Origin of the sequence: Pararhizobium antarcticum, from assembly GCF_001885585.1 — a bacterium.
Classification (GTDB): domain Bacteria; phylum Pseudomonadota; class Alphaproteobacteria; order Rhizobiales; family Rhizobiaceae; genus Pararhizobium; species Pararhizobium antarcticum.
In genome coordinates, this window is sequence record NZ_LSRP01000107.1 from 196,531 (window position 1) to 216,055 (window position 19,525).

The 19,525-nt window shown below is 61.7% G+C and carries 19 protein-coding genes and 1 pseudogene; 7 read left to right on the forward strand and 13 right to left on the reverse strand.

Annotated elements, in window-relative coordinates; genetic code table 11:
* Positions 1-8: 8 nt before the first annotated feature.
* The 10 genes and pseudogenes from AX760_RS19305 to AX760_RS19350 all read right to left on the reverse strand — a co-directional run bounded on the left by AX760_RS19305 (position 9) and on the right by AX760_RS19350 (position 9,156).
* Positions 9-770 (reverse strand): ABC transporter permease, encoded by a 762-nt coding sequence (locus AX760_RS19305; RefSeq protein ID WP_071834606.1) that lies wholly within the window; start codon positions 768-770, stop codon positions 9-11.
* Positions 767-1,693, reverse strand: a complete 927-nt coding sequence (locus tag AX760_RS19310; RefSeq protein WP_071834607.1) for an ABC transporter ATP-binding protein — start codon at positions 1,691-1,693, stop codon at positions 767-769. The genes AX760_RS19305 and AX760_RS19310 overlap by 4 nt, the downstream gene beginning before the upstream one ends.
* Before the next feature lie 125 nt (positions 1,694-1,818).
* The gene (locus AX760_RS19315; RefSeq protein ID WP_071834608.1) at positions 1,819-2,592 is read right to left on the reverse strand and encodes a sulfite exporter TauE/SafE family protein; all 774 of its coding nucleotides are present in this window, start codon (positions 2,590-2,592) and stop codon (positions 1,819-1,821) included.
* A complete protein-coding gene (locus AX760_RS19320) occupies positions 2,589-3,023 on the reverse strand; it encodes a DUF6691 family protein (RefSeq protein WP_071834609.1) in 435 nt (144 codons plus the stop codon). Before AX760_RS19320 ends, AX760_RS19315 begins: the two co-directional genes overlap by 4 nt.
* On the reverse strand, positions 3,020-3,427 hold the full coding sequence (locus tag AX760_RS19325) for a YeeE/YedE family protein (protein ID WP_071834610.1): 408 nt from the start codon (positions 3,425-3,427) through the stop codon (positions 3,020-3,022). Before AX760_RS19325 ends, AX760_RS19320 begins: the two co-directional genes overlap by 4 nt.
* A complete protein-coding gene (locus AX760_RS19330) occupies positions 3,424-3,780 on the reverse strand; it encodes a metalloregulator ArsR/SmtB family transcription factor (RefSeq protein WP_425348873.1) in 357 nt (118 codons plus the stop codon). The genes AX760_RS19325 and AX760_RS19330 overlap by 4 nt, the downstream gene beginning before the upstream one ends.
* Before the next feature lie 5 nt (positions 3,781-3,785).
* A pseudogene (locus AX760_RS19335) lies at positions 3,786-4,661 on the reverse strand (MBL fold metallo-hydrolase); the annotation flags it as partial.
* 409 nt (positions 4,662-5,070) lie between these two features.
* Complete coding sequence (locus AX760_RS19340) at positions 5,071-6,405, reverse strand: extensin-like domain-containing protein (RefSeq protein WP_071834650.1); 1,335 nt, start codon at positions 6,403-6,405, stop codon at positions 5,071-5,073.
* A 281-nt stretch (positions 6,406-6,686) separates the two neighbouring features.
* Positions 6,687-7,187 (reverse strand): Kazal-type serine protease inhibitor domain-containing protein, encoded by a 501-nt coding sequence (locus AX760_RS19345; RefSeq protein ID WP_071834612.1) that lies wholly within the window; start codon positions 7,185-7,187, stop codon positions 6,687-6,689.
* 154 nt (positions 7,188-7,341) lie between these two features.
* Entirely contained in the window at positions 7,342-9,156 is a 1,815-nt protein-coding gene (locus AX760_RS19350; protein ID WP_071834651.1) for a methyl-accepting chemotaxis protein, read from the reverse strand.
* A gap of 191 nt (positions 9,157-9,347) precedes the next feature.
* On the opposite strand from AX760_RS19350, the gene AX760_RS19355 reads away from it, so the two are divergent.
* Positions 9,348-9,734 carry an acyl-CoA thioesterase gene (locus AX760_RS19355; protein ID WP_071834652.1) on the forward strand — a complete coding sequence of 129 codons (387 nt, stop codon included), beginning with the start codon at positions 9,348-9,350 and terminating at the stop codon, positions 9,732-9,734.
* 182 nt (positions 9,735-9,916) lie between these two features.
* Entirely contained in the window at positions 9,917-10,759 is an 843-nt protein-coding gene (locus AX760_RS19360; protein ID WP_071834613.1) for an N-acetylmuramoyl-L-alanine amidase, read from the forward strand.
* 157 nt (positions 10,760-10,916) lie between these two features.
* Here AX760_RS19360 and AX760_RS19365 read toward each other — a convergent pair whose 3' ends face one another.
* Positions 10,917-11,270 carry a DMT family protein gene (locus AX760_RS19365; protein WP_071834614.1) on the reverse strand — a complete coding sequence of 118 codons (354 nt, stop codon included), beginning with the start codon at positions 11,268-11,270 and terminating at the stop codon, positions 10,917-10,919.
* Between the two features lie 192 nt (positions 11,271-11,462).
* Here AX760_RS19365 and AX760_RS19370 point away from each other — a divergent pair, with 192 nt between their 5' ends.
* The 5 genes from AX760_RS19370 (at position 11,463) to AX760_RS19390 (ending at position 18,691) form a co-directional block, all read left to right on the forward strand.
* Positions 11,463-13,460, forward strand: coding sequence for a putative bifunctional diguanylate cyclase/phosphodiesterase (locus AX760_RS19370; RefSeq protein ID WP_071834615.1), 1,998 nt, complete (start codon positions 11,463-11,465; stop codon positions 13,458-13,460).
* Between the two features lie 105 nt (positions 13,461-13,565).
* Complete coding sequence (gene uvrB / locus AX760_RS19375; RefSeq protein ID WP_071834616.1) at positions 13,566-16,469, forward strand: excinuclease ABC subunit UvrB; 2,904 nt, start codon at positions 13,566-13,568, stop codon at positions 16,467-16,469.
* Between the two features lie 456 nt (positions 16,470-16,925).
* Complete coding sequence (locus AX760_RS19380; protein WP_083531248.1) at positions 16,926-17,270, forward strand: hypothetical protein; 345 nt, start codon at positions 16,926-16,928, stop codon at positions 17,268-17,270.
* A 131-nt stretch (positions 17,271-17,401) separates the two neighbouring features.
* Positions 17,402-17,923 carry a DUF3828 domain-containing protein gene (locus AX760_RS19385; protein WP_425348874.1) on the forward strand — a complete coding sequence of 174 codons (522 nt, stop codon included), beginning with the start codon at positions 17,402-17,404 and terminating at the stop codon, positions 17,921-17,923.
* Positions 17,924-18,376: 453 nt separating this feature from the next.
* Positions 18,377-18,691 (forward strand): addiction module antidote protein, encoded by a 315-nt coding sequence (locus AX760_RS19390; protein ID WP_071834617.1) that lies wholly within the window; start codon positions 18,377-18,379, stop codon positions 18,689-18,691.
* A 24-nt stretch (positions 18,692-18,715) separates the two neighbouring features.
* Here AX760_RS19390 and AX760_RS19395 read toward each other — a convergent pair whose 3' ends face one another.
* Positions 18,716-19,342 (reverse strand): HEPN domain-containing protein, encoded by a 627-nt coding sequence (locus tag AX760_RS19395; protein ID WP_139276523.1) that lies wholly within the window; start codon positions 19,340-19,342, stop codon positions 18,716-18,718.
* Positions 19,309-19,525, reverse strand: a 217-nt coding sequence (locus tag AX760_RS27475; protein ID WP_210187381.1) for a hypothetical protein, incomplete at its 5' end; no start/stop codon positions are given. The genes AX760_RS19395 and AX760_RS27475, both read right to left, overlap by 34 nt.

Sequence of the window (19,525 nt, forward strand, 5' to 3'; positions counted from 1 at the left end):
CCTCACCTCTAATTCCGCAACCGATACCCCGTCTTGAAGATCCATGTCAGCACGCCCACCAGCAGCGCAAGGAAGGCGATGATGATCGCCAGGCTGATGGCCGGGTTGACGTCGGCGATTTCGAAGAAGCTCCAGCGGAATCCGCTGATGAGATACAGCACCGGATTGAAATGGCTGACAGCCTGCCAGAAGGGTGGCAGCATGTCGATCGAATAGAAGCTGCCGCCAAGAAAGACCAGCGGCGGGATGACCAGCATCGGGATCAGGTTGAGCTGCTCGAAATCCTTGGCCCAGATGCCGATGATGAAGCCGAACAGGCTGAAGGTCACCGCCGTCAGCACGAAGAACAAGAGCATCACGAAGGGATGGGCGATGTGCAGGTCGACGAACAGCGAGGCTGTGCCAAGAATGATCAGGCCGATCATCATGCCCTTCGTCGCCGCCGCCCCGACATATCCGAGCACGATCTCGGCCATCGACACCGGCGAGGACAGGATCTCGTAGATCGTGCCCGTGAATTTCGGGAAATAGATGCCGAAGGAGCCATTGCCGATGCACTGCGTCAGAAGCGTCAGCATGATCAGGCCCGGCGTGATGAAAGCGCCATAGGAGACGCCCTCGATCTCCTGGATGCGCGAGCCGACGGCTGCGCCAAAGACGATGAAATAGAGCGAGGTCGAGATCACGGGCGAGACGACGCTCTGCAACAGCGTGCGCCGCGTGCGCGCCATCTCGAAGAAATAGATCGACTTGACTGCTTCCAGGTTCATGCCCGAGCTCCCACCAGTTCAACGAAAATATCTTCCAGAGAACTCTGGTGCGTGGAAATGTCCTTGAGGCGGATCCCGGTCTCGGCGAGCGCCGTCAGAAGCGTCGTGATGCCGGTTCGCTCGCCCGAAGCGTCGTAGTCGTAAATCAGGCAGCGCCCCTCGTCGTCAAGCGTCAGTCTGTAAGAGGACAGCGCCTCCGGGATTGCCGCAAGCGGCTCTGACAGATCGATGCGCAACTGCTTGCGGCCGAGTTTTTTCATCAGCGCCGCCTTCTCCTCGATCAGGAGGATCTTGCCGCCATTGATGACGCCGACGCGGTCGGCGATTTCCTCGGCTTCCTCGATGTAATGGGTCGTCAGGATGATGGTGACGCCGGTCTCGCGCAGCTTTTCCACCACCTGCCACATGTCCTTGCGCAGGTTAACGTCGACGCCCGCCGTCGGCTCGTCGAGGAAGAGCACGCGCGGCTCATGGCTGAGCGCCTTGGCGATCAAGACGCGCCGCTTCATGCCGCCCGAGAGTTCGCGCATCATGTTGTCCTTCTTGTCATAGAGCGACAAATCTTTCAGGACCTTCTCGATATGACCAGGATTGGCCTTCTTGCCATGCAGCCCGCGCGAGAAGGAAACGGTGTTCCAGACGGTCTCGAACTGGTCGGTCGTCAGTTCCTGCGGCACCAGACCGATCATCGAACGTGTCGCCCGGAAATCCTTGACGACGTCATGTCCGCCAACGAGCACCTGCCCCTCGGAGGGGTTGACGATGCCGCAGATGATCGAGATCAGGGTCGTCTTGCCCGCACCGTTCGGGCCGAGCAGCGCGAGGATCTCGCCTTCCTCGATTTCGAGGCTGACATCCTTCAAGGCCTGGAAACCGGACCCATAGGTCTTTGACAGGTTGGAAACGCTAACGATCGAGGCCATGGAAACATCCGGTCTGTGGGGAGTGGCTTGGGCAAGTTGCGTCTATATGGACCTTTTTGCCGCGATATTCACCCCGAGAACACAAAAATAGACGACCAGACAGGAAACGGACCGCCGCCGGAAGGTCAGAACGGCCAGCCGCTGCGCGCCAGCACATAGACGGCGCAGCCGAGAACCAGAACCGCGAAGATCCGGTTGAGCGCAGCCTTGTGCGCGGCCAGCCGCGTTGCCGCCAGCGTGCCGGCAATGCCGCCCAGAATGCCGCCGCCGACGAATTGCGCCGCCACCGTCCAGTCGATCAACCCTGACGCAGCATAGTTCAAGGCAGTGGCGAGACCGAAGGTGCCGACCGCCAGCAGCGATGAACCGATGGCCTGGATCATCGGCATGCCGGTCGCCATGATCAAAGCGGGCACGATGAGGAAGCCGCCGCCGATCCCGAAGAACCCCGACGCCGCGCCGGTCACGGATGCGGCAAACGCCGTTGTCAGGCACATGCGCAGATCCACCGGGCGGGCGGCAGAAACGACGGCCGTCTTCGGTTTCAGCATCCAGCCACCGACAAGGATCATCACCAGACCGAACAGAAACAGCAGATGCTGTCCGTCCACGGCCTTGCCGAGCGTCGATCCACCAAGCGCAGCGATGGTGCCGAACAGGGCAAAGACGGCGGCGCAGCGCCACCACACATGCCCTGCCCGCGCATGGGCCGCGAAACTGGCGAATGCATTGACCGAGACAGCAATGGCGCTGGTGCCGATCGCCACATGCGGACTGGCGACACCGACGCCATAGAGCAAAAGCGGCACGGCAAGAATGGAACCGCCGCCACCGACAAGGCCAAGGGTGAAACCGACAATGCCGCCGGAACCGAGCGCTGCGAAAACGGACGTGCTCATGTCTTCGGCCCCGCAAATCGATCATGACCGATCATGCCGGCCGCCATGGCAAGGACAAACCAGACCGTGGCCGGCAGACCCAGCGACAGCGAGGCAAGCGCCGGCCCGGGGCAAAGCCCGCCAATGCCCCAGCCGATGCCGAAAATTGCGGATCCCGCCAGAAGCCGGCCATCGATCGGGTGGCGCGGCGGCAAATGAAACTGGGCGTCGAGCACGGGTTTCGCCATGCGTTGCGCAACCAGATTGCCGAGGGCCGCAACGGCCACCGCGCCGCCGAGAACAAAGGCAAGGCTTGGGTCCCAGGCGCCGGCAACATCGAGAAAACCGCGCACGCGCGACGGGTCGAGCATGCCCGAGAGGGAGAGGCCAAGACCGAAGACAAGGCCGGAGACGAGGGCTGCGGCGATGCGCAGGACAACCGGATTTCTCATGCCAGAATCCCCATCAGGAAGACCGTCAGCACCGCGGTCGACAGGAACGTCAAAACGGCGGCGATCGAGCGTGGCGACAGGCGCGCCAGACCGACGACGCCGTGGCCGCTGGTGCAGCCGGAACCCATCCGCGAGCCGAAACCGACAAGCAGCCCGGCCACCACCAGAAGCGGCGTCCCGGTCTCCACCGTGACGGCCGGCCAGGAACCGGACAGGGCCCGGTAAACGATCGGGCCGAAGACGAGGCCGATGATGAAAGCCGCGCCGACGCCCGATTGCAGGCCTTGCAGCAGGCGCCCGGCAATACCGCTGATGCCGGCGACGCGGCCATTGGCCAGCATCAGAATGACCGCCGACAGTCCGATCAGCATGCCGCCGGAGAGGGAAAGCAGATATCCGTTCATGGCTGGTCTTCCTCGGCGCAGAAAATATCGTAGAGCACCGTGACAAGGCGCGCTGCCCGGTCCTCGGTCAGGCGATAGAAAATCTGCTTGGCATCCCGCCGGGTCTCGACGAACCCGCCATCGCGCAGAACTGCCAGCTGCTGCGACAGGGTCGGCTGATGGATGCCGAGCAGCGCCTCGAGTTCGCCCACGGACCGCTCTCCCTCGACCAGCGTACAGACGATCATCAGCCGGTTCTGGTTGGCAAGAATCCGCAGGAATTCTGCAGCCTGCGTCGCGCGGGCCGCCATGTCGGCCCGCAGCTTCGGCGGTGTCTTGTTCGATGTCATGGCCACCACATTGTCCGATGTCATGGTTTTCACTCCCAGGCTGCGCCGCTCAGCGCATTCAGCGGAATTTTCAGATAGCGCCGGCCGTTGTCTTCCGGTTCCGGCAGGCGACCACCACGGATATTCACCTGCAGGGCATGCAGGATGAGCCTCGGCATGGGCAGGATTGCGTCCCGCGCCTTGCGCAGCTTGATGAAATCCGCGCGCGACTGCCCGGCCACATGCGGATTGCAGCGCTTCTGCTCAGCGACCGTGCTTTCCCAGAGCGGCGCCCGTCCCTCCGGCTGGTAGTCGTGCCCGGTAAACAGCCGCGTCTCGTCGGGCAGCGACAGGATCACCTGGATCGTTGCCCACAGGCTTCCAGCACTGCCGCCTGGGAAATCGGCACGCGCGGTGCCGCTATCGGGCATGAACAGCGTGTCGTGCACAAACGCCGCATCGCCGATCACATAGGTGACCGACGCCAGCGTATGCCCCGGCGAAAACAGCACATGCGCGTCGAGCGAACCGATCCGGAACGTCTCGCCCTGCGCAAACAGCCGATCCCATTGCGAGCCGTCGGTGGCAAGGTCCGGCAGATGATAGAGATCGCTCCAAAGCCGCTGCACATCGACGACATGGGCGCCGATGCCTGTCTTCGCACCCGTCTGTTCCTTCAGATAGGCAGCAGCGGAAAAATGATCGGCATGCGGATGCGTGTCGAGGATCCACTCGACCGAAAGTGCGCGTTCGGCCACATAAGCGAGAATGGCATCGGCCTCGATCGTGGCCGTCGCGCCTGACTTTTCGTCATAGTCAAGCACCGGATCGATGATGGCGCAGGCGCCCGTCATCGGGTCGGAGACGACATACTGGATGCTCCCGGTGCGGGCATGGTAAAATCCCCGGACATCGGGTTTTTGCGCGTAAATCGGCGCGAGGGCATGGGACGGCATGACAAGGACTCCGCTCTAGAGACAATCAATTAACAATTACATATATTGTATATTGATAACTGACAAGCCCAAAAATACGGTCATCGCGTCGCAGCATCCACTGTTGATCCGATCCGATCGGGGGACGCCACGCTCCGGCGACGGATCGGCGCCCATGCTGAAACGGAAAAGAGGGGTGATTGTCATCAAACAGTGATGCTTATGCCTCAGCTTCCGCCCGTGGACATGTTTTCCGCGCGCCTGATTTGCACGAACCGACCCGCATCCCCCTTTCGGAGCGGTTCTTTTAGGCCGGTTCAGACCGGCCCTTTTTTTTGCCCATCCATCAGAGACAGAGCACCCTGGCAGGCTGACGCTGCCGGCCCCTGTTTCGGCCGGCTCAGTCGCAGTGGCGATAGCCGGATTTGCGCGGCCGCAGGTCGAAATGGAAATGATCCTTGTGACTGGCGTCGCTGCCCGGGCCGAGCACGGTGGAGAAGTATTTGCAGCTGTCGCTGCGCACCGCCTTCAGCAGCCCTTTTTCGCGAAAGGCGAAGAAGCCGGGTTTGCGCACATCGATCTCCTTGCCGGAGTTCAGCACGAACTTGCCGACATCGATGGCATTGCCGCGCGCATGTTCCGACATCGGATTGCCGCGCTTGGAATTCATCGTCCGGCAGGAATAGCCGCCCAGCGGCTTGATCGTCTTGATGCCGGAGAGATAGCGATAGCGCGCCGATGGCGCGAGTTCGTTCTTCACCCATTTGGCGAAGGCTTCCGTCACCTGGCAGTTCAGCTTGACCGATGGCTTGATATCGATGCCGCCGGAAAGCCCGGTCAGCTCGATCGGATAGTCGATGCCGCAGGAGCGGCTCTTGGCGATGCGGGCCACATCCTCGAACTCGACCCCCAGTTTCTTCAACCGCTTGCGGCAGGAAATTTCCGACGACGGCATGCGGCCGGTGAAATCCGGCTCGGGCTCGGAGAGCGGGTTGTCGGTGCGCGGCAGGAAGGCGACCTGCTGCTGCTGTTCCTCCTGCTGCTGGCGCAGCATGACACGGCGCTGCTGCTCCTGGAACTGTGCCTTTTGCGCCGCTTCATCGGCGATCTGTGCCGGTGTCAGCGGCGGCAGGTCGGGGTCATAGGCGGCATCGGCGGACGCCGCGATCACCGCCGGGCCGCCGCCCAATTGCTGCACCTCGTCCTCGCCAATACCGCCGACCACCGGTTGGCTGGCATTGCCTTCGGCAATGTCGAGGCTCTGCTCCTGCGCCAGCCCGACGACCGCGGCCGTGCCCGGATCGACGCCGAGCATCGCATCCATGTTGACGCCTTCGGAGGGAACGGTCATCGGCTGCCCGCCCGCCCCATCGATCCCTGCTCCGTCCATCCCCACAGCGGCCATGGACGCGTCAGGCTCGCTGTCGATCATCGGCAGACGGCGCTGCCCGGTGACCGGCTGTTGCATCGCCACGCCTCCGGCAGTGTCCGGCGCCGCGCCATTGCCGGCGTCGCTGAATGTCGTGACCGGGCCCCCGTTGATGGGCCCCTCATTGATTGGATAGGCCTGAAGCCGCTCGTCCTGGCGTGCGGCGCGCACCGGTTCGATGGCGCCGACGCTGCTCGTGTCGTCGATCCGTGCCGACGGTTGAAGACCGTCGGTCGAGCAGGTCGCAAGCGACAGCGACAGGATGAGGATCCCCATGGGCCTGAGGATAGCCAAGGGTCTCTGCATCGACATGGGTCTCGGAATCCCGATCGGCCGACGGACGGAAAACACATACGCCATACATTTACGCCTTCGTCCAAGCGGATGCGCAGCGCATCCGGGCACAAGCCACACCCGCGATCGTGCCGGGGCTTCCTGTCGGAAGCCGGGCACGACCCGCCGGAAAGCGGGCCGTAGGCGCATTTTATGCAAACAGGGTAAATGAAGCGTTGCGGAATGCCCGCAAGATCAGGCGTGCGCCGCCGGCGGCGCAACCGCCGGCCCAACCGCCAAGCTTGAAAGACCGATCAGCGGCAGTCGCCACGACCGATCACGCGGAAGCCATCGGCTTCTGCCATGCAGGAATTCGCAAAGGTCTGTTCGCGGCGTCCCTGGCGAGCGCAGACGGGAGCAAACTCGCGTGTGCAGGCGCGCGGCCCCCTATCTGGCCTGCCCTCACCTGGCCTGCCCTCATCCGGCCGCTCGAAATCAGGCCGCCCATCGCCAGGCCGGCCATCCCCCGGCCGTCCATCACCAGGCCGCCCGTAATCGGGACGAGCAGGCCGGCATTCGCCCCGGCCGATAACCTCAAACCCGTCCACCCGCGCCTGGCAGGCATTCGGGAACGTCTGGCGCCGCGCGCCACGCTGGCCACAGACTGGCGCATATTCCATCGTGCACATCTGCGGCTCCACAGGCCTCGGACGCGGACGCGGCTCGTCGACAACCACGGTGCAGGCCGAAAGGCCGGCCAGCGACAAAAGGAACACGCCCATCAGGCGCGTGGAAAGGGGACGGTTCTGTTTCATCGAGGCACTCCAGTCGCATGGCGGATCCGGACGGTCTCGCCTGTTCAGAAGAGACTCGTATCGCATATCTGTTCGCGAGTCCGGAAGGCCTGAAAGGAAAAAACCCGCGTCCTTGCGAACGCGGGTCAATGTCGAGGGCATCGGTCTTTTTGGATCAGGCTGCCCGGCCATAACGTGCCGACTGCAGATCGTCCGAAAGCCGGAATGTCTGCAACAGGGATTTCAGTTCGCGGCTCTCCTGCGCCAGCGTCTGGCTTGCAGCCGTGGTCTCCTCGACCATGGCAGCGTTCTGCTGGGTCATCTGGTCCATGCTGTTGACCGCTGTGTTGACCTCGGCCAGACCGGTTGCCTGCTCGCGGGCCGCCGTGGCGATCGAAGCCACCGTGTCGTTGACCCGGTTGACCAGCGTCTCGATCTCGCTCAGCGCCTCGCCGGTCGAACGCACCAGCGACACGCCGGTCTCGACCTCGGTGGCGGAGGTGCGGATGAGATCCTTGATCTCCTTGGCCGCACCGGCAGAACGCTGCGCCAGTTCGCGGACTTCCTGGGCAACGACTGCAAAGCCGCGACCGGCATCCCCTGCCCTGGCCGCCTCGACGCCGGCATTCAGCGCCAGGAGGTTGGTCTGGAAGGCGATCTCGTCGATGACGCCGATGATCTGGCTGATCCGGCTGGACGAACCCTCGATCCGGCTCATCGCAGCAATCGCATTGCGGACGATGTCGCCGGACTTGGCAGCGCTGCTCTTCGTCTCGTTGACCATGTCCCGGGCCTCGTTCGCCCGCTCGGAGGCGCTGCGCACCGTCGAGGTGATCTGGTCGAGGGCAGCCGCCGTTTCTTCAAGAGCTGCCGCCTGCTGCTCGGTGCGGCGCGACAGGTTGCCCGTCGCGTCTGAAATATCGGCGGCGCTGCCGTCGACGACATCGCTGGAGCGGGAGATCGAGCGGATCACCTCGCGCAGCGATGCCGCGGCCGCGTTGAAGTCGTCGGCAAGCTTGGCATATTCCGGCGACAGCGGCTCGATATCTGCCGACAGGTCGCCCTGCGCCAGCCGCGCCAGCGCAGCGCCGATCGCCGTCATCGCTTCGCCCTGAAGGCGTGCCTGCTGCTGCTTGCGGCTCTCATTGCCCTGACGCTCGTCGTCGAGAGCTTCCTGCTGCTCCTTTTCCCGTGCCCGAAGCGCGATGCGCTCGGCAACCGAATCCTTGAGCACCACCAGGACCTCGGCCATCTGGCCGATCTCGTCCTTGCGTCCGGTTTCCGGCACGTCAAACGACACATTTTCCTTGGAAATCGCCTCCATGGCACCCTTCAGCCGGTTTACAGGTCCGACGACACTGCGCACGATGGCAAAGGCGACCGCCAGGAGGGCCAGTGTACCGACCAGGGCCAGTCCCAGCGCGACGATAGCCTTGTCCCAGAACATCGACTCGAGGTCGTCAGCATAGACGCCGGTCCCGACAACCCAGCCCCAGGGGGCAAAACCCGCCACATGGGAATATTTCAGCACCGGCTGATCGGCGCCCGGCTTCGGCCAGTAATAATTGACGAAGCCCTTGCCTTCCGCCCGCACCTTGTCGGCAAAGCCGACAAACAGATGGAAGCCATTCGGATCCTTGTTCTGCGTCAGGTCCTTGCCGTCGAGTTCCGGCTTGATCGGATGCATGATCATCGTCGGATGCATGTCATTGACCCAGAAATAGCCGCTCTCCTGGTAGCGCATCGCCCGAATCGCATCGAGAGACTGCGTCTTGGCCTGCTCCTGCGTCAGCGTCCCGGCTTGCTCAAGCTTGTGATAGGCAGCGAAAACTGAAACCGCGTTTTCGTTCATCGCCGAGAGCATGGCCTTGCGCTCGGTGACCAGACCGTCATGCGACTGCAGTTCGACAAAGGTCAGGACGCCTGCCACCAATAAAAGTGCCATACCGACAAGCGCGTAAAGACGCGCGGAAATACGAAAATTTTTCATGCCCACAACTCCCATAAATATCCTTGACGCCAATCTACGGAAGGGTTTTTTCCAACTCCCTAACAAAGTACCGTTAGAAATCGCGGTATTCGTTTTACCTTTTGTTAAGCGCGTGGCGTCTGTTGCGCTGCAAAAAGCCCTTTGAGCAATGCAATGATTCCGGTAAACGCAAAGCACACATGGAGGCGCGGATGACCGACCGACCGAGACCGAACGGCGACCTGACACTGCGCACGCTGGCCATGCCCGCCGATGCCAACGCCGCAGGCGACATCTTCGGCGGCTGGGTCATGGCACAGATGGACCTGTCCTGCGGCATCCGTGCCGCCGAGCGCGCGCGTGGCCGCGTCGTCACCGCCGCCGTCAAGGAAATGGCCTTCGAACTGCCGGTCAAGATCGGCGACACGCTGTGCATCTATACGGATGTCGTCAAGGTCGGGCGCACATCCATGACGCTGAAGGTCGAAGCCTGGGCGCAACGCTACCTGTCCGACCGCATGGACAAGGTCACCGACGCGCTTTTTGTCATGGTCGCGTTGGACGAGGACGGCAAGCCGAAGGCAGTCCCGGACGAATAAAGCCATGGAAGCGGCAGACTGGCGGTGCGTGCACAAGCGACGGCCTCGACCGGAACATGCCGGCCAATACAACCCCTCGTCGATATAGGTTGTATTAATATTTAGAATACAATATTAAGTTGCATTAAAATTCATTCTTGCTACCTTTGTCTCGATATACAACCGAGCAGGGAGCGGGCGTCATGGCGTACACGGTAAAGAACCACAAGCTTTCGACAGGAACGACCAATGTACCCTTTGTGAAGTCACCGAATATTGGCGGCATCGTCAAACCGAAATTTCTGGTGATCCATTACACGGCTTCCGGTCCGGGAAATGACATCGCGCGTTACTTCTCCACCAGGGCAGCAAATGTCTCCGCCCATCTCGTCATCGATCGGTCCGGCCGCATCACCCAATGCGTGCCGCTCGACACGAAAGCCTGGCATGCCGGCAAGAGCACCTGGAAGGATCGGGACGGCACAACCCACACAGGCCTGAACAGCAATTCGATCGGCATCGAGATCGAAAACTGGGGGCCACTGAAGCGCTCCGGCTCGACCTGGCTTTCCTGGACAGGCGTTCCGGTCGACAGCAGCCTGGTTGTCGAAGCCCGCCATCGCTATGGCAGTCCAAACGGTGGCTGGGAAGCGTTCACAGCCGCACAGATCGAGGCCACCACCTTGGCCGCACAGGCGATCTGCGCTGCCTACGGGATCGACGAGATCGTCGGCCACGACGACATCGCGCCGGGACGCAAGTCTGATCCGGGTCCGGCTTGGAGCATGGATCACTTTCGCTCCCAGGTCTTTGGCCAATCATCGGACGATGGCGCACTTTGGATCGTGCGCTCCGCCTCCGGCCTGAATATCCGCTCTGGTCCCGGTGCCGCCCATGCCAAAGTGCGCGACAAGGAACTGCCGGACGGCACGAAAGTCATGTTGCACGAGGAGGAAGGCAACTGGCGCTATATCTCCGTGCTCAACGCGCGCGGGGAGCCGGATTTTTCCGGTTGGGTCAATGGTCTCTGGCTCAAAGCGGCATGATCGGCGACCCGCCCGATGAGAATCGGCGGGTCCACACACAGTCCCTGAATCGCTGCCACAGGCCGGCTCTGCGGGTCCTCCGTGCCAGCCCGTCACTGAAAATGCATCCGCTTGAGCAGGCATCCATCCGTCCTTGGTACAGGGACGGATGCGGCGTCTACCCCTTTAACACAAACGCCGCGCCGCCAGCAATCAGGCAGAAGCCGATCGCGTGGTTCCAGGTCAGCGACTCCTTCAGCCAGAACACCGAGAAGCCGGCGAAGACCACCAGCGTGATCACCTCCTGCATGGTTTTCAGCTGTGCCGCCGAATAGACCTCGTGGCCGATGCGGTTGGCCGGCACGGCAAGGCAATATTCGAAGAAGGCGATACCCCAGCTGGCGACAATCGCCATGTAGAGCGGTGACGAGGTGTATTTCAGGTGGCCATACCAGGCAAAGGTCATGAAGATGTTCGAGAACACCAGCAGCACGATCGGCAGGACGGCGGCAGACGACAGGGAGAACGGCATGGGAATATCCCGGAAAGAGAGAGCGATGGCCCTGAATTAGCCGCTCGGCCGGCCAGGTCAAGCGTCAATGCGTCTCGTCGCGAGGACCTTCGCCCCGCAAGCTTGGGGCGTCCGGTTAAATGAAAATTATGGGAATGCAAGCAGGATGCAGCGCGCGGAGACTTCTGCCGGAATGTGTAGTTTGGAGTAACGATGGTACAACAGGTCCGGCCATTTTCGGATGACGGGACGATCGCGCGACAGATCAAGACGGCCCAGGCTGTTTCGATTCTCGGTGGCATCGTGCTTTCGCTCATCTCGAACTGCTTCATTGCGGCCACCACCGCCATCGTATTGTGGCTCCACAATCCCACGCCGGCGATTGCGATATGGCTGGCAGCGGTCATCGCGCTCAATGCGGCTCGCCTGGTTCACGTCACCCTGATCAAGCGGGGCAACCTGCCGGTACGTCAGCCCGAGCGCGCGCTCTTCCTCCTGTCCGGGGGCGCCTTGCTCGGTGGCATCGTCTGGGCCTTTGCGCCTTTTCTGGGTGGCGGGATCACCACCAACGGCGCCAATGCCTATGTCATCTTCATCATTGCCGGAATTTCCGCCGGCGCGCTGATGCAGAGCACCGCCTTCTCGCGCACCGCACTTTTGTTTGGCGGCCCGCCGCTCGCCGCCACCCTGGTTCTGCTGATGCAGCAGGCAACGGTGCTGTCAGGGGTGATCGCTGCCGACCTCCTCCTGTTGGCCGTGATGATGGTGCGCGCCAGTGGCATGAGCCAGGCCAGCTTCATCCGCAGCCAGAAGGACCGGTTGCAGGCGATCACGCTGGCCGGTTCCCTGTCCGAAGCCAACAGCAAAATCACCCGGTCAAACTCCCAGCTCGAAACACTGGCTCGGCACGATCCGTTGACGGGGCTCGGCAACCGGGCGCTTTTCAACGCCCATCTCCAGGCCCTTGTCGAGCTCCAGGATGACCATCCGCGACAGGTGGCGCTGCTGATCATCGACCTCGACCGCTTCAAGACGATCAACGACACGATGGGCCATGGTGCCGGCGACAAGGTCCTCGTCGAGATCGGTGTCCGCCTGTCCACCCTGTCGGGGCCGGAGGATCGCGTCGTCCGCCTTGGTGGCGATGAATTTGCCGTCATCGTCGATGGAGAGGGTGCGGCAGCGCGCGCGCAGGCGATCGGTACCGGCATTCTGGCCGCGGCAGAAAAACCCATCCTCATCCACGGGCGCCCGACCATCGTCGGCACGAGCGCCGGCCTCGCGCTGTTTCCGGACCACGGGCACACCGCTGAAGAGCTGTTTGCCAGCGCCGACATCGCACTTTACGCCGCCAAGGAGGGCGGCCGGCGCCGGCTGAATATCTTCAATCCCGCCCTCAAGGCCCGGATCGATCGCCAGCGCCTGATCGAGACCGGGCTTGCCGATGCCCTCGCCACCGGCGTCATCGACGTGCACTTCCAGCCACAGGTGGCGCTGGCGGATGGTCGCATAACAGGCTTCGAAGCCCTGCTGCGCTGGAGCCACCCGACGCTCGGCCCCGTAAGCCCACCGGAAGTTGTTCTGGCCGCCCATGCGCTGCACATGTCCGAACGGTTGACCCGCAATGTCGCAACCGCGGCTGCCGCGCTCATCCGGCGCCTTCCGGAATTCGGGCTGGACGGTGCCTCGGTCGCCATCAACGTCTCGCCGCGCGAGTTTTCCAGCTACAGCCTGTCGGCCATGCTGGCGCCGCTTGTTGCCGGCTATGGCATTGATCCGTCCAGGCTCGAGATCGAGATCACCGAGGAAGCAACGCTCGACGCCGTCACGGCGGGTGAGGAACTCGCCCGCCTCGAACGGGCCGGCTACCGTCTCGCCGTCGATGATTTCGGAATGGGGCACTCGTCGCTGGCCTATCTCGTCAGCCTGCGAATCGATCGGTTGAAGATCGACCGCAGCTTCGTCACCGGCATTGCCGCCAGCCGCCAGAACCAGGCGCTTATTTCCGCCCTTGTCGGCATCGGCCATGCGCTGCAGATCGACATCGTGGTCGAGGGCGTGGAAACCGCCGAGGAGGCCGACGTGCTGCGCATGCTCGGTTGCCGCATCGTCCAGGGCTATTATTATGGCCGCCCCATGCCGGTGGACGATATTCCGGGATGGATCAAGACGCATCAGGGCATGGCCACGGAAACGATCGTCCGCGCCTAGGCCTGCGACGAAACAGGAAAACAACGGACGCATCTCGCCCGCGCCGTTGCCTTTTTGTACTCATGCCCCCTTTCCATCGCGACGGACTCTCTCCATATTCCCGCCATGTCGAAAGCACCGAAAAAATCCTCCCACCCTGACCATAGCGGCTTCGAGGAAGCCCCGCAGGCTCCGTTCGAGGGCGCGCCCCTGTCCGGGCCGGTTTCGTCCGGCTCCGTCTCCGACTGGGCCGACGAGCTGCAGCGCATGGCCGAGGCCGAGACAATCGAGACCCGCCACGACGTCGCCTCCAAGGCCGGCAAGCACCGCAAGAAGGTCGAGATCGCGGCGCAGAAGGCGAAAAATGATGCGGCAAAAGACGGCGTCGGCGCCAGCCGTTCATCCCGCGGCACCTCGATGGGCGGAACCTCCGATCCCAAGGCCCGCGCCGCGGCCGGCCTCAACCCGGTTTCCGGCATGGACACGTCGCTCGAGGATGCAGAGAGCCTGGCGGCCGGCGGTGTAACCGCCACCGTCGAGGCCCTGTCGGCGCTGATCGAGAGCGGCAATCCGCTGTTCAAGGACGGCAAGATGTGGACGCCGCATCGGCCCGCCCGCCCGGAAAAATCCGAGGGCGGCATCAAGATCGTCATGCAGTCGGATTTCGAGCCCGCCGGCGACCAGCCAACGGCGATCCGGGACCTCGTCGAGGGTCTCGCCAACCACGACCGCACCCAGGTCCTGCTCGGCGTCACCGGCTCCGGCAAGACCTTCACCATGGCCAAGGTGATCGAGGCGACCCAGCGCCCGGCCGTTATTCTGGCGCCGAACAAGACGCTGGCCGCCCAGCTCTATTCCGAGTTCAAGAACTTCTTCCCCGACAATGCGGTCGAATATTTTGTCTCCTACTATGACTATTACCAGCCGGAAGCCTATGTGCCGCGCTCCGACACCTTCATTGAGAAGGAAAGCTCGATCAACGAGCAGATCGACCGCATGCGCCACTCCGCCACCCGCTCGCTGATCGAGCGCGACGACGTCATCATCGTCGCCTCGGTCTCCTGCATCTACGGTATCGGCTCGGTCGAGACCTACACCGCCATGACCTTCCAGATGCAGATCGGCGACCGCATCGACCAGCGGCAATTGCTCGCCGACCTCGTCGCCCAGCAATACAAGCGCCGCGACATGGATTTCCAGCGCGGCTCGTTCCGGGTCCGCGGCGACACGATCGAGATCTTCCCGGCCCACCTCGAAGATGCCGCCTGGCGCATCTCGATGTTCGGCGACGAGATCGACGCGATCACCGAGTTCGATCCGCTCACCGGCCACAAGACCGACGATCTGAAATCGGTGAAGATCTACGCCAACTCGCACTATGTGACGCCGCGCCCGACGCTCAACCAGGCAATCAAGTCGATCAAGGCGGAGTTGAAGGGCCGTCTGGCGGAGCTGGAAAAAGGCGGCCGTCTGCTCGAGGCCCAGCGGCTGGAGCAGCGCGTCCGCTATGACGTCGAGATGCTGGAGGCCACCGGCTCCTGCGCCGGCATCGAGAACTATTCGCGCTACCTCACGGGACGCCAGCCCGGCGAGCCGCCGCCGACCCTGTTCGAATACATCCCCGACAATGCGCTGCTGTTCATCGACGAGAGCCACGTCTCCGTCAGCCAGATCGGCGGCATGTACCGGGGCGACTTCAGGCGCAAGGCGACGCTGGCCGAGTACGGTTTCCGCCTGCCGTCGTGCATGGACAACCGCCCGCTGCGCTTCGAGGAATGGGACGCCATGCGCCCGGAAACCATCGCCGTCTCGGCAACACCGGCCGCCTGGGAAATGGAACAGGCCGGCGGCGTCTTTGCCGAACAGGTTATTCGTCCCACAGGCCTGATCGATCCCCCGGTCGAAGTCCGCCCGGCCAAGTCGCAGGTCGACGACGTGCTGGGCGAGATCCGCGAGACCGCCCAGGCCGGATACCGCACGCTGGTCACCGTTCTCACCAAGCGCATGGCCGAGGACCTCACGGAATATCTGCACGAACAGGGGGTTCGCGTCCGCTACATGCACTCGGACATCGACACGCTCGAGCGCATCGAGATCATCCGTGACCTCAGGCTCGGCGCCTTTGACGTGCTCGTCGGCATCAACCTCTTGCGCGAAGGCCTCGACATCCCCGAATGCGGCTTTGTCGCCATTCTCGATGCCGACAAGGAAGGGTTTTTGCGCTCCGAAACCTCGCTGGTCCAGACGATTGGCCGCGCCGCCCGAAACGTCGACGGCAAGGTCATCCTCTATGCCGACCACATCACCGGCTCGATGACCCGCGCCATGGAGGAAACGTCCCGCCGCCGCGAAAAACAGGTGGCCTATAACGAGCTGCACGGCATCACCCCGGAATCGGTCAAGTCCCGCATTTCCGACATCCTCGACTCGGTCTACGAGAAGGACCATGTCCGCGCCGATATCGGCATCAAGGGCGTCAAGGGCGGCGTCACCAGCCTGGTCGGCAACAATCTCGGCGCCCATCTCGAGGCGCTCGAAAAACAGATGCGCAATGCCGCCGCCGACCTCGATTTCGAAACAGCCGCGCGCCTGCGCGACGAGATCAAGCGCCTCAAGGCCACCGAACTCGCCATCATGGACGACCCCATGGCCAAGAACCAGGCGAAGAGTGCCGAAGGCGCGACCGGCAATGCCAAGAAGGGCAAGGCATCCGCCGGTCTCTTTGCCAAACCCACCCTCGACGCTATGGGTCCGGGCACCGACATGACCCGCCCGGCCCGCACCGAGACCAGCCTCTTCCGCAAGAACGACCTCGACGAAATGACCGTCGGCCGCACCGAAAAGCCGCTCAACACCGCGGGCAAACTGCCGGAAAAACCGCTGCTGCAGGGCCAGTCGGAAAAGCGCGATACCGCCGAAGACGCCCGCCCTCTCATCCGCGCCAAGGCCGGCGCCGGCTCCTACGAGGATGCCGGCGACGCCAAGCGCCAGAAGAAGAGCAAGGGTAAGACCGGAAAACCGGGCCAGTGATCGGCAGGGCAAGCAGCGCATGCCGCTGGTCCCTCACCTGCGTTTTCGAACACCTGGCTGTGCCAGGAGTTGAAATCGCTTCCTCTCCCACAGGGGGAGAGGCAATGAACCGTATGCCCGAGCCAAACCGGAACAACAGTCCACGGGTCCGAGGCCGTTTCCTCGCCTCTTGTGGGAGAGGATAGCTTGCCCCAGGAGGCGCAGCCGATTGGCGAGGCAAGCTTGGTGAGGCAAACTTGGTGAGGGGGGTGCCGTGCCATCCCAGGCATCAGCCAATCACCGACTCCTCTTCTCCCCGCCGCGGAGAAGAGGCAGCCCGCATTCCCCCACATCCCCAAAAATGAACCATGGCGGACCACCGTCCAAAGCCCGCTCAGGCATCATCTCCGTCGACTCCCTCAACGGAAAGTGCCACAAAAAACGGCACGAACACGCAATTTCACCTGAGGACAGACCATGACTTTCAACACCCTTCGCCTGGGTTTTATCACGATCGCTGTCGGCATCGCGGGCAACGGACTGCTTGCCAGCGCCGCCCATGCCGCTGAGTTCTCCTTCACGGCGACCAACACCACCACATCGGCCATTACCGAAGTCCTGGTGTCCGAAAACAAAAGTGACTGGGGTTATTTCGACATCGGCAGCGGCATCAAGCCGGGCTCGACGGCAAACCTCGTCTGGGACCAGAGTACAAACAGCGAAGGCTGCGCCCAATGGGTCAAGGCCGCCTATGCTGACGGCAGCGAATCGGAACCTGCCAAGTTCGATTTCTGCGAAGACGGCCTTGCGATCGAGTTCTAAAACAGGGCCCGCAACCGCATGACGCTGTCCCGGCAGGTCACTTCGGTGACCTGCGATTTTTCCGGATGGCGACATGCGTCCCCGTCGCCCTTTAATCGACGCATCGCAACCCAAACCGGAGGAAAAAACCCATGCACCTGCAAAACCGGCCCCTCGAAAATCTGCGCCCCTTCCCCTTGCGCGCCTTCCCCTTGCGCCTCCTCGCCGCGCTGTTCGCCGCCCTCACCGCCCTCTTCGCCCTGCCCGCCGCCGCCGAGACCTACGGGACGCCAGAGGCCCTGCTGGAAGCCCTCTACAGCTACGACACGCGCCAGACCGACGAAACCGCGCCGTCGCTCTATTCGCCCTTCTTTTCCGAGGGGCTGAACGCGGTGTGGCAGGCCGATATCGACAAAACCCCGGAGGGCGACATGGGCGCCATCGGCTTCGATCCCGTCATATCAGGCCAGGACGGCGAAGCCACAAATGTCGAGGTCGGCCAACCCATAATCCTCGACGACACCGCCGAAGTCGAAGTCACCTTCACCAATTTTGAGCCCGTGACGCTCTACTACACGCTGGTCCGCGAAAACGGCGGCTGGAAAGTCGACGACATCGCCAGCCAGCAGGGGGAGTATCCCTGGAGTCTGCGGGCGCTGTTTGAGGGGAACTGAGCGGCAGCAAGCGGAACGGGCCAACTCCGCCACCCCCAAGCCGTCATCCTCGGGCACCACCGCCGTCATCCTCGCCCCCACCGCCGTCATCCTCGGGCTTGACCCGAGGATCGATGCCCCAAGCCCGCCGTGACCCATAAACGGCCCCGGCAGTCAGACCCCTTCGCAAAACCGTGACCCGCCGAGCGCCTGAGACTGGATCCTCGGGTCAGGCCCGAGGATGACGACTTTGAGAGAGTGTCGGGGGGCAGCCGAACATGGCTCCATCTCTACCCCTGCTCTGCGTCATACCCCGGCGCCAAACGCCGTCATTCGCGTCCCCTCAAGGTCGTCATCCTCGGGCTTGACCCGAGGATCCACCCCCAAACCCACCAAGGCGCCACTGACGGAAGTCAGCATCCTGCACATTGTCGCCCCATAGACAAAACCGTAGTCATCAAACTACACTTGCCTATGACCGACCGGAACCAGACGGAAAATCTGACCTCGTTTGATCCAGCGGAAGGCCTGACCTCCGACGCGGCCATCGCCGCCTTCATGACGGAAGCCTTCGCCTCCAAAGATGCCGGCTACATCGCCCACGCCCTCGGCGTCGTCGCCCGCGCCAAGGGCATGACCCAGATCACCTCTCAGACCGGCCTTTCGCGCGAACAGCTCTATCGCTCGTTCAGCGAAAACGGCAATCCGACGCTCAAAACGACGATTGCGGTGATGAAGGCGCTAGGTATTGAGCTGACGGCACGGGAGAAGCGACCGGATGCAGCGTGAGAGATATATACATCGGAAACATGTTTACGGAACAATCAACGACTTGGAGCTCTCATCGATACTGTAAATATAGACTCTAAAAAAATCTATATAAGCTTTAACATCGCTTAATGAGATATCATTTGCTTGATCATTATGATGAACAATATTATTTCTCTTATCGACCACTGAAGCAATTATTCCTTTAACAGCTTCAAAATCGGCATTTTTCTTTATATCACAACCAAGAAGCTCAAATAACTTTATAGCTCGCCAAGGATTTGCGGATAATTTGTCACTGACAGATTTTTCTGTTATACTAAGGGCGAATTTTTCGAACTTTGAATGCTTTTTTTCATCAAAGCCGTCTTTAAACACTCCCCAGAATACAATGTTATTAGAAATATTCGCGCTTGATATCCGATCGATCATTGCTCTAACGACAACCATCGCAGTGTCTTTTAGACATGCCTCTGTAATTGCGCACAAATTAATAAGATAAGATTTTGTGTAGAAATTAATGTTATCAGCAAAAAGCTCATCTGGCGGATCCGAGATTACCCTATCATTGGTTTTGTCGATGATTTCACTCAGTTTATCTAACTGACGACCATACATCTCTATTACTCTAACAGACATCAAGCGAGAGCCTTCTTGAGCAAACCGTTCCAAAGCTCAGTTCTCCGGGCAATCGAGGACTTCATCTGAAGCCCACCAGAAGTAGTCTTCTTGAAATCAGCGGACGCACAAAGCTTTTTGTAAGCCTTGATGACTTTATCTTTATTCTGAACAAGTAATGCTTTGTTATGAGTACCCAGTGTCTGCATTAAGAGATCATAATAGACCATACCTTGA

Coding starts and splice junctions, on each gene's coding strand:
- AX760_RS19305 (WP_071834606.1), bottom strand. CDS start 770: ATGAACCTGGAAGCAGTCAAGTCGATCTATTTCTTCGAGATGGCGCGC.
- AX760_RS19310 (WP_071834607.1), bottom strand. CDS start 1,693: ATGGCCTCGATCGTTAGCGTTTCCAACCTGTCAAAGACCTATGGGTCC.
- AX760_RS19315 (WP_071834608.1), bottom strand. CDS start 2,592: ATGAGCACGTCCGTTTTCGCAGCGCTCGGTTCCGGCGGCATTGTCGGT.
- AX760_RS19320 (WP_071834609.1), bottom strand. CDS start 3,023: ATGAGAAATCCGGTTGTCCTGCGCATCGCCGCAGCCCTCGTCTCCGGC.
- AX760_RS19325 (WP_071834610.1), bottom strand. CDS start 3,427: ATGAACGGATATCTGCTTTCCCTCTCCGGCGGCATGCTGATCGGACTG.
- AX760_RS19330 (WP_425348873.1), bottom strand. CDS start 3,780: ATGACATCGGACAATGTGGTGGCCATGACATCGAACAAGACACCGCCG.
- AX760_RS19340 (WP_071834650.1), bottom strand. CDS start 6,405: ATGCAGAGACCCTTGGCTATCCTCAGGCCCATGGGGATCCTCATCCTG.
- AX760_RS19345 (WP_071834612.1), bottom strand. CDS start 7,187: ATGAAACAGAACCGTCCCCTTTCCACGCGCCTGATGGGCGTGTTCCTT.
- AX760_RS19350 (WP_071834651.1), bottom strand. CDS start 9,156: ATGAAAAATTTTCGTATTTCCGCGCGTCTTTACGCGCTTGTCGGTATG.
- AX760_RS19355 (WP_071834652.1), top strand. CDS start 9,348: ATGACCGACCGACCGAGACCGAACGGCGACCTGACACTGCGCACGCTG.
- AX760_RS19360 (WP_071834613.1), top strand. CDS start 9,917: ATGGCGTACACGGTAAAGAACCACAAGCTTTCGACAGGAACGACCAAT.
- AX760_RS19365 (WP_071834614.1), bottom strand. CDS start 11,270: ATGCCGTTCTCCCTGTCGTCTGCCGCCGTCCTGCCGATCGTGCTGCTG.
- AX760_RS19370 (WP_071834615.1), top strand. CDS start 11,463: ATGGTACAACAGGTCCGGCCATTTTCGGATGACGGGACGATCGCGCGA.
- uvrB (WP_071834616.1), top strand. CDS start 13,566: ATGTCGAAAGCACCGAAAAAATCCTCCCACCCTGACCATAGCGGCTTC.
- AX760_RS19380 (WP_083531248.1), top strand. CDS start 16,926: ATGACTTTCAACACCCTTCGCCTGGGTTTTATCACGATCGCTGTCGGC.
- AX760_RS19385 (WP_425348874.1), top strand. CDS start 17,402: ATGCACCTGCAAAACCGGCCCCTCGAAAATCTGCGCCCCTTCCCCTTG.
- AX760_RS19390 (WP_071834617.1), top strand. CDS start 18,377: ATGACCGACCGGAACCAGACGGAAAATCTGACCTCGTTTGATCCAGCG.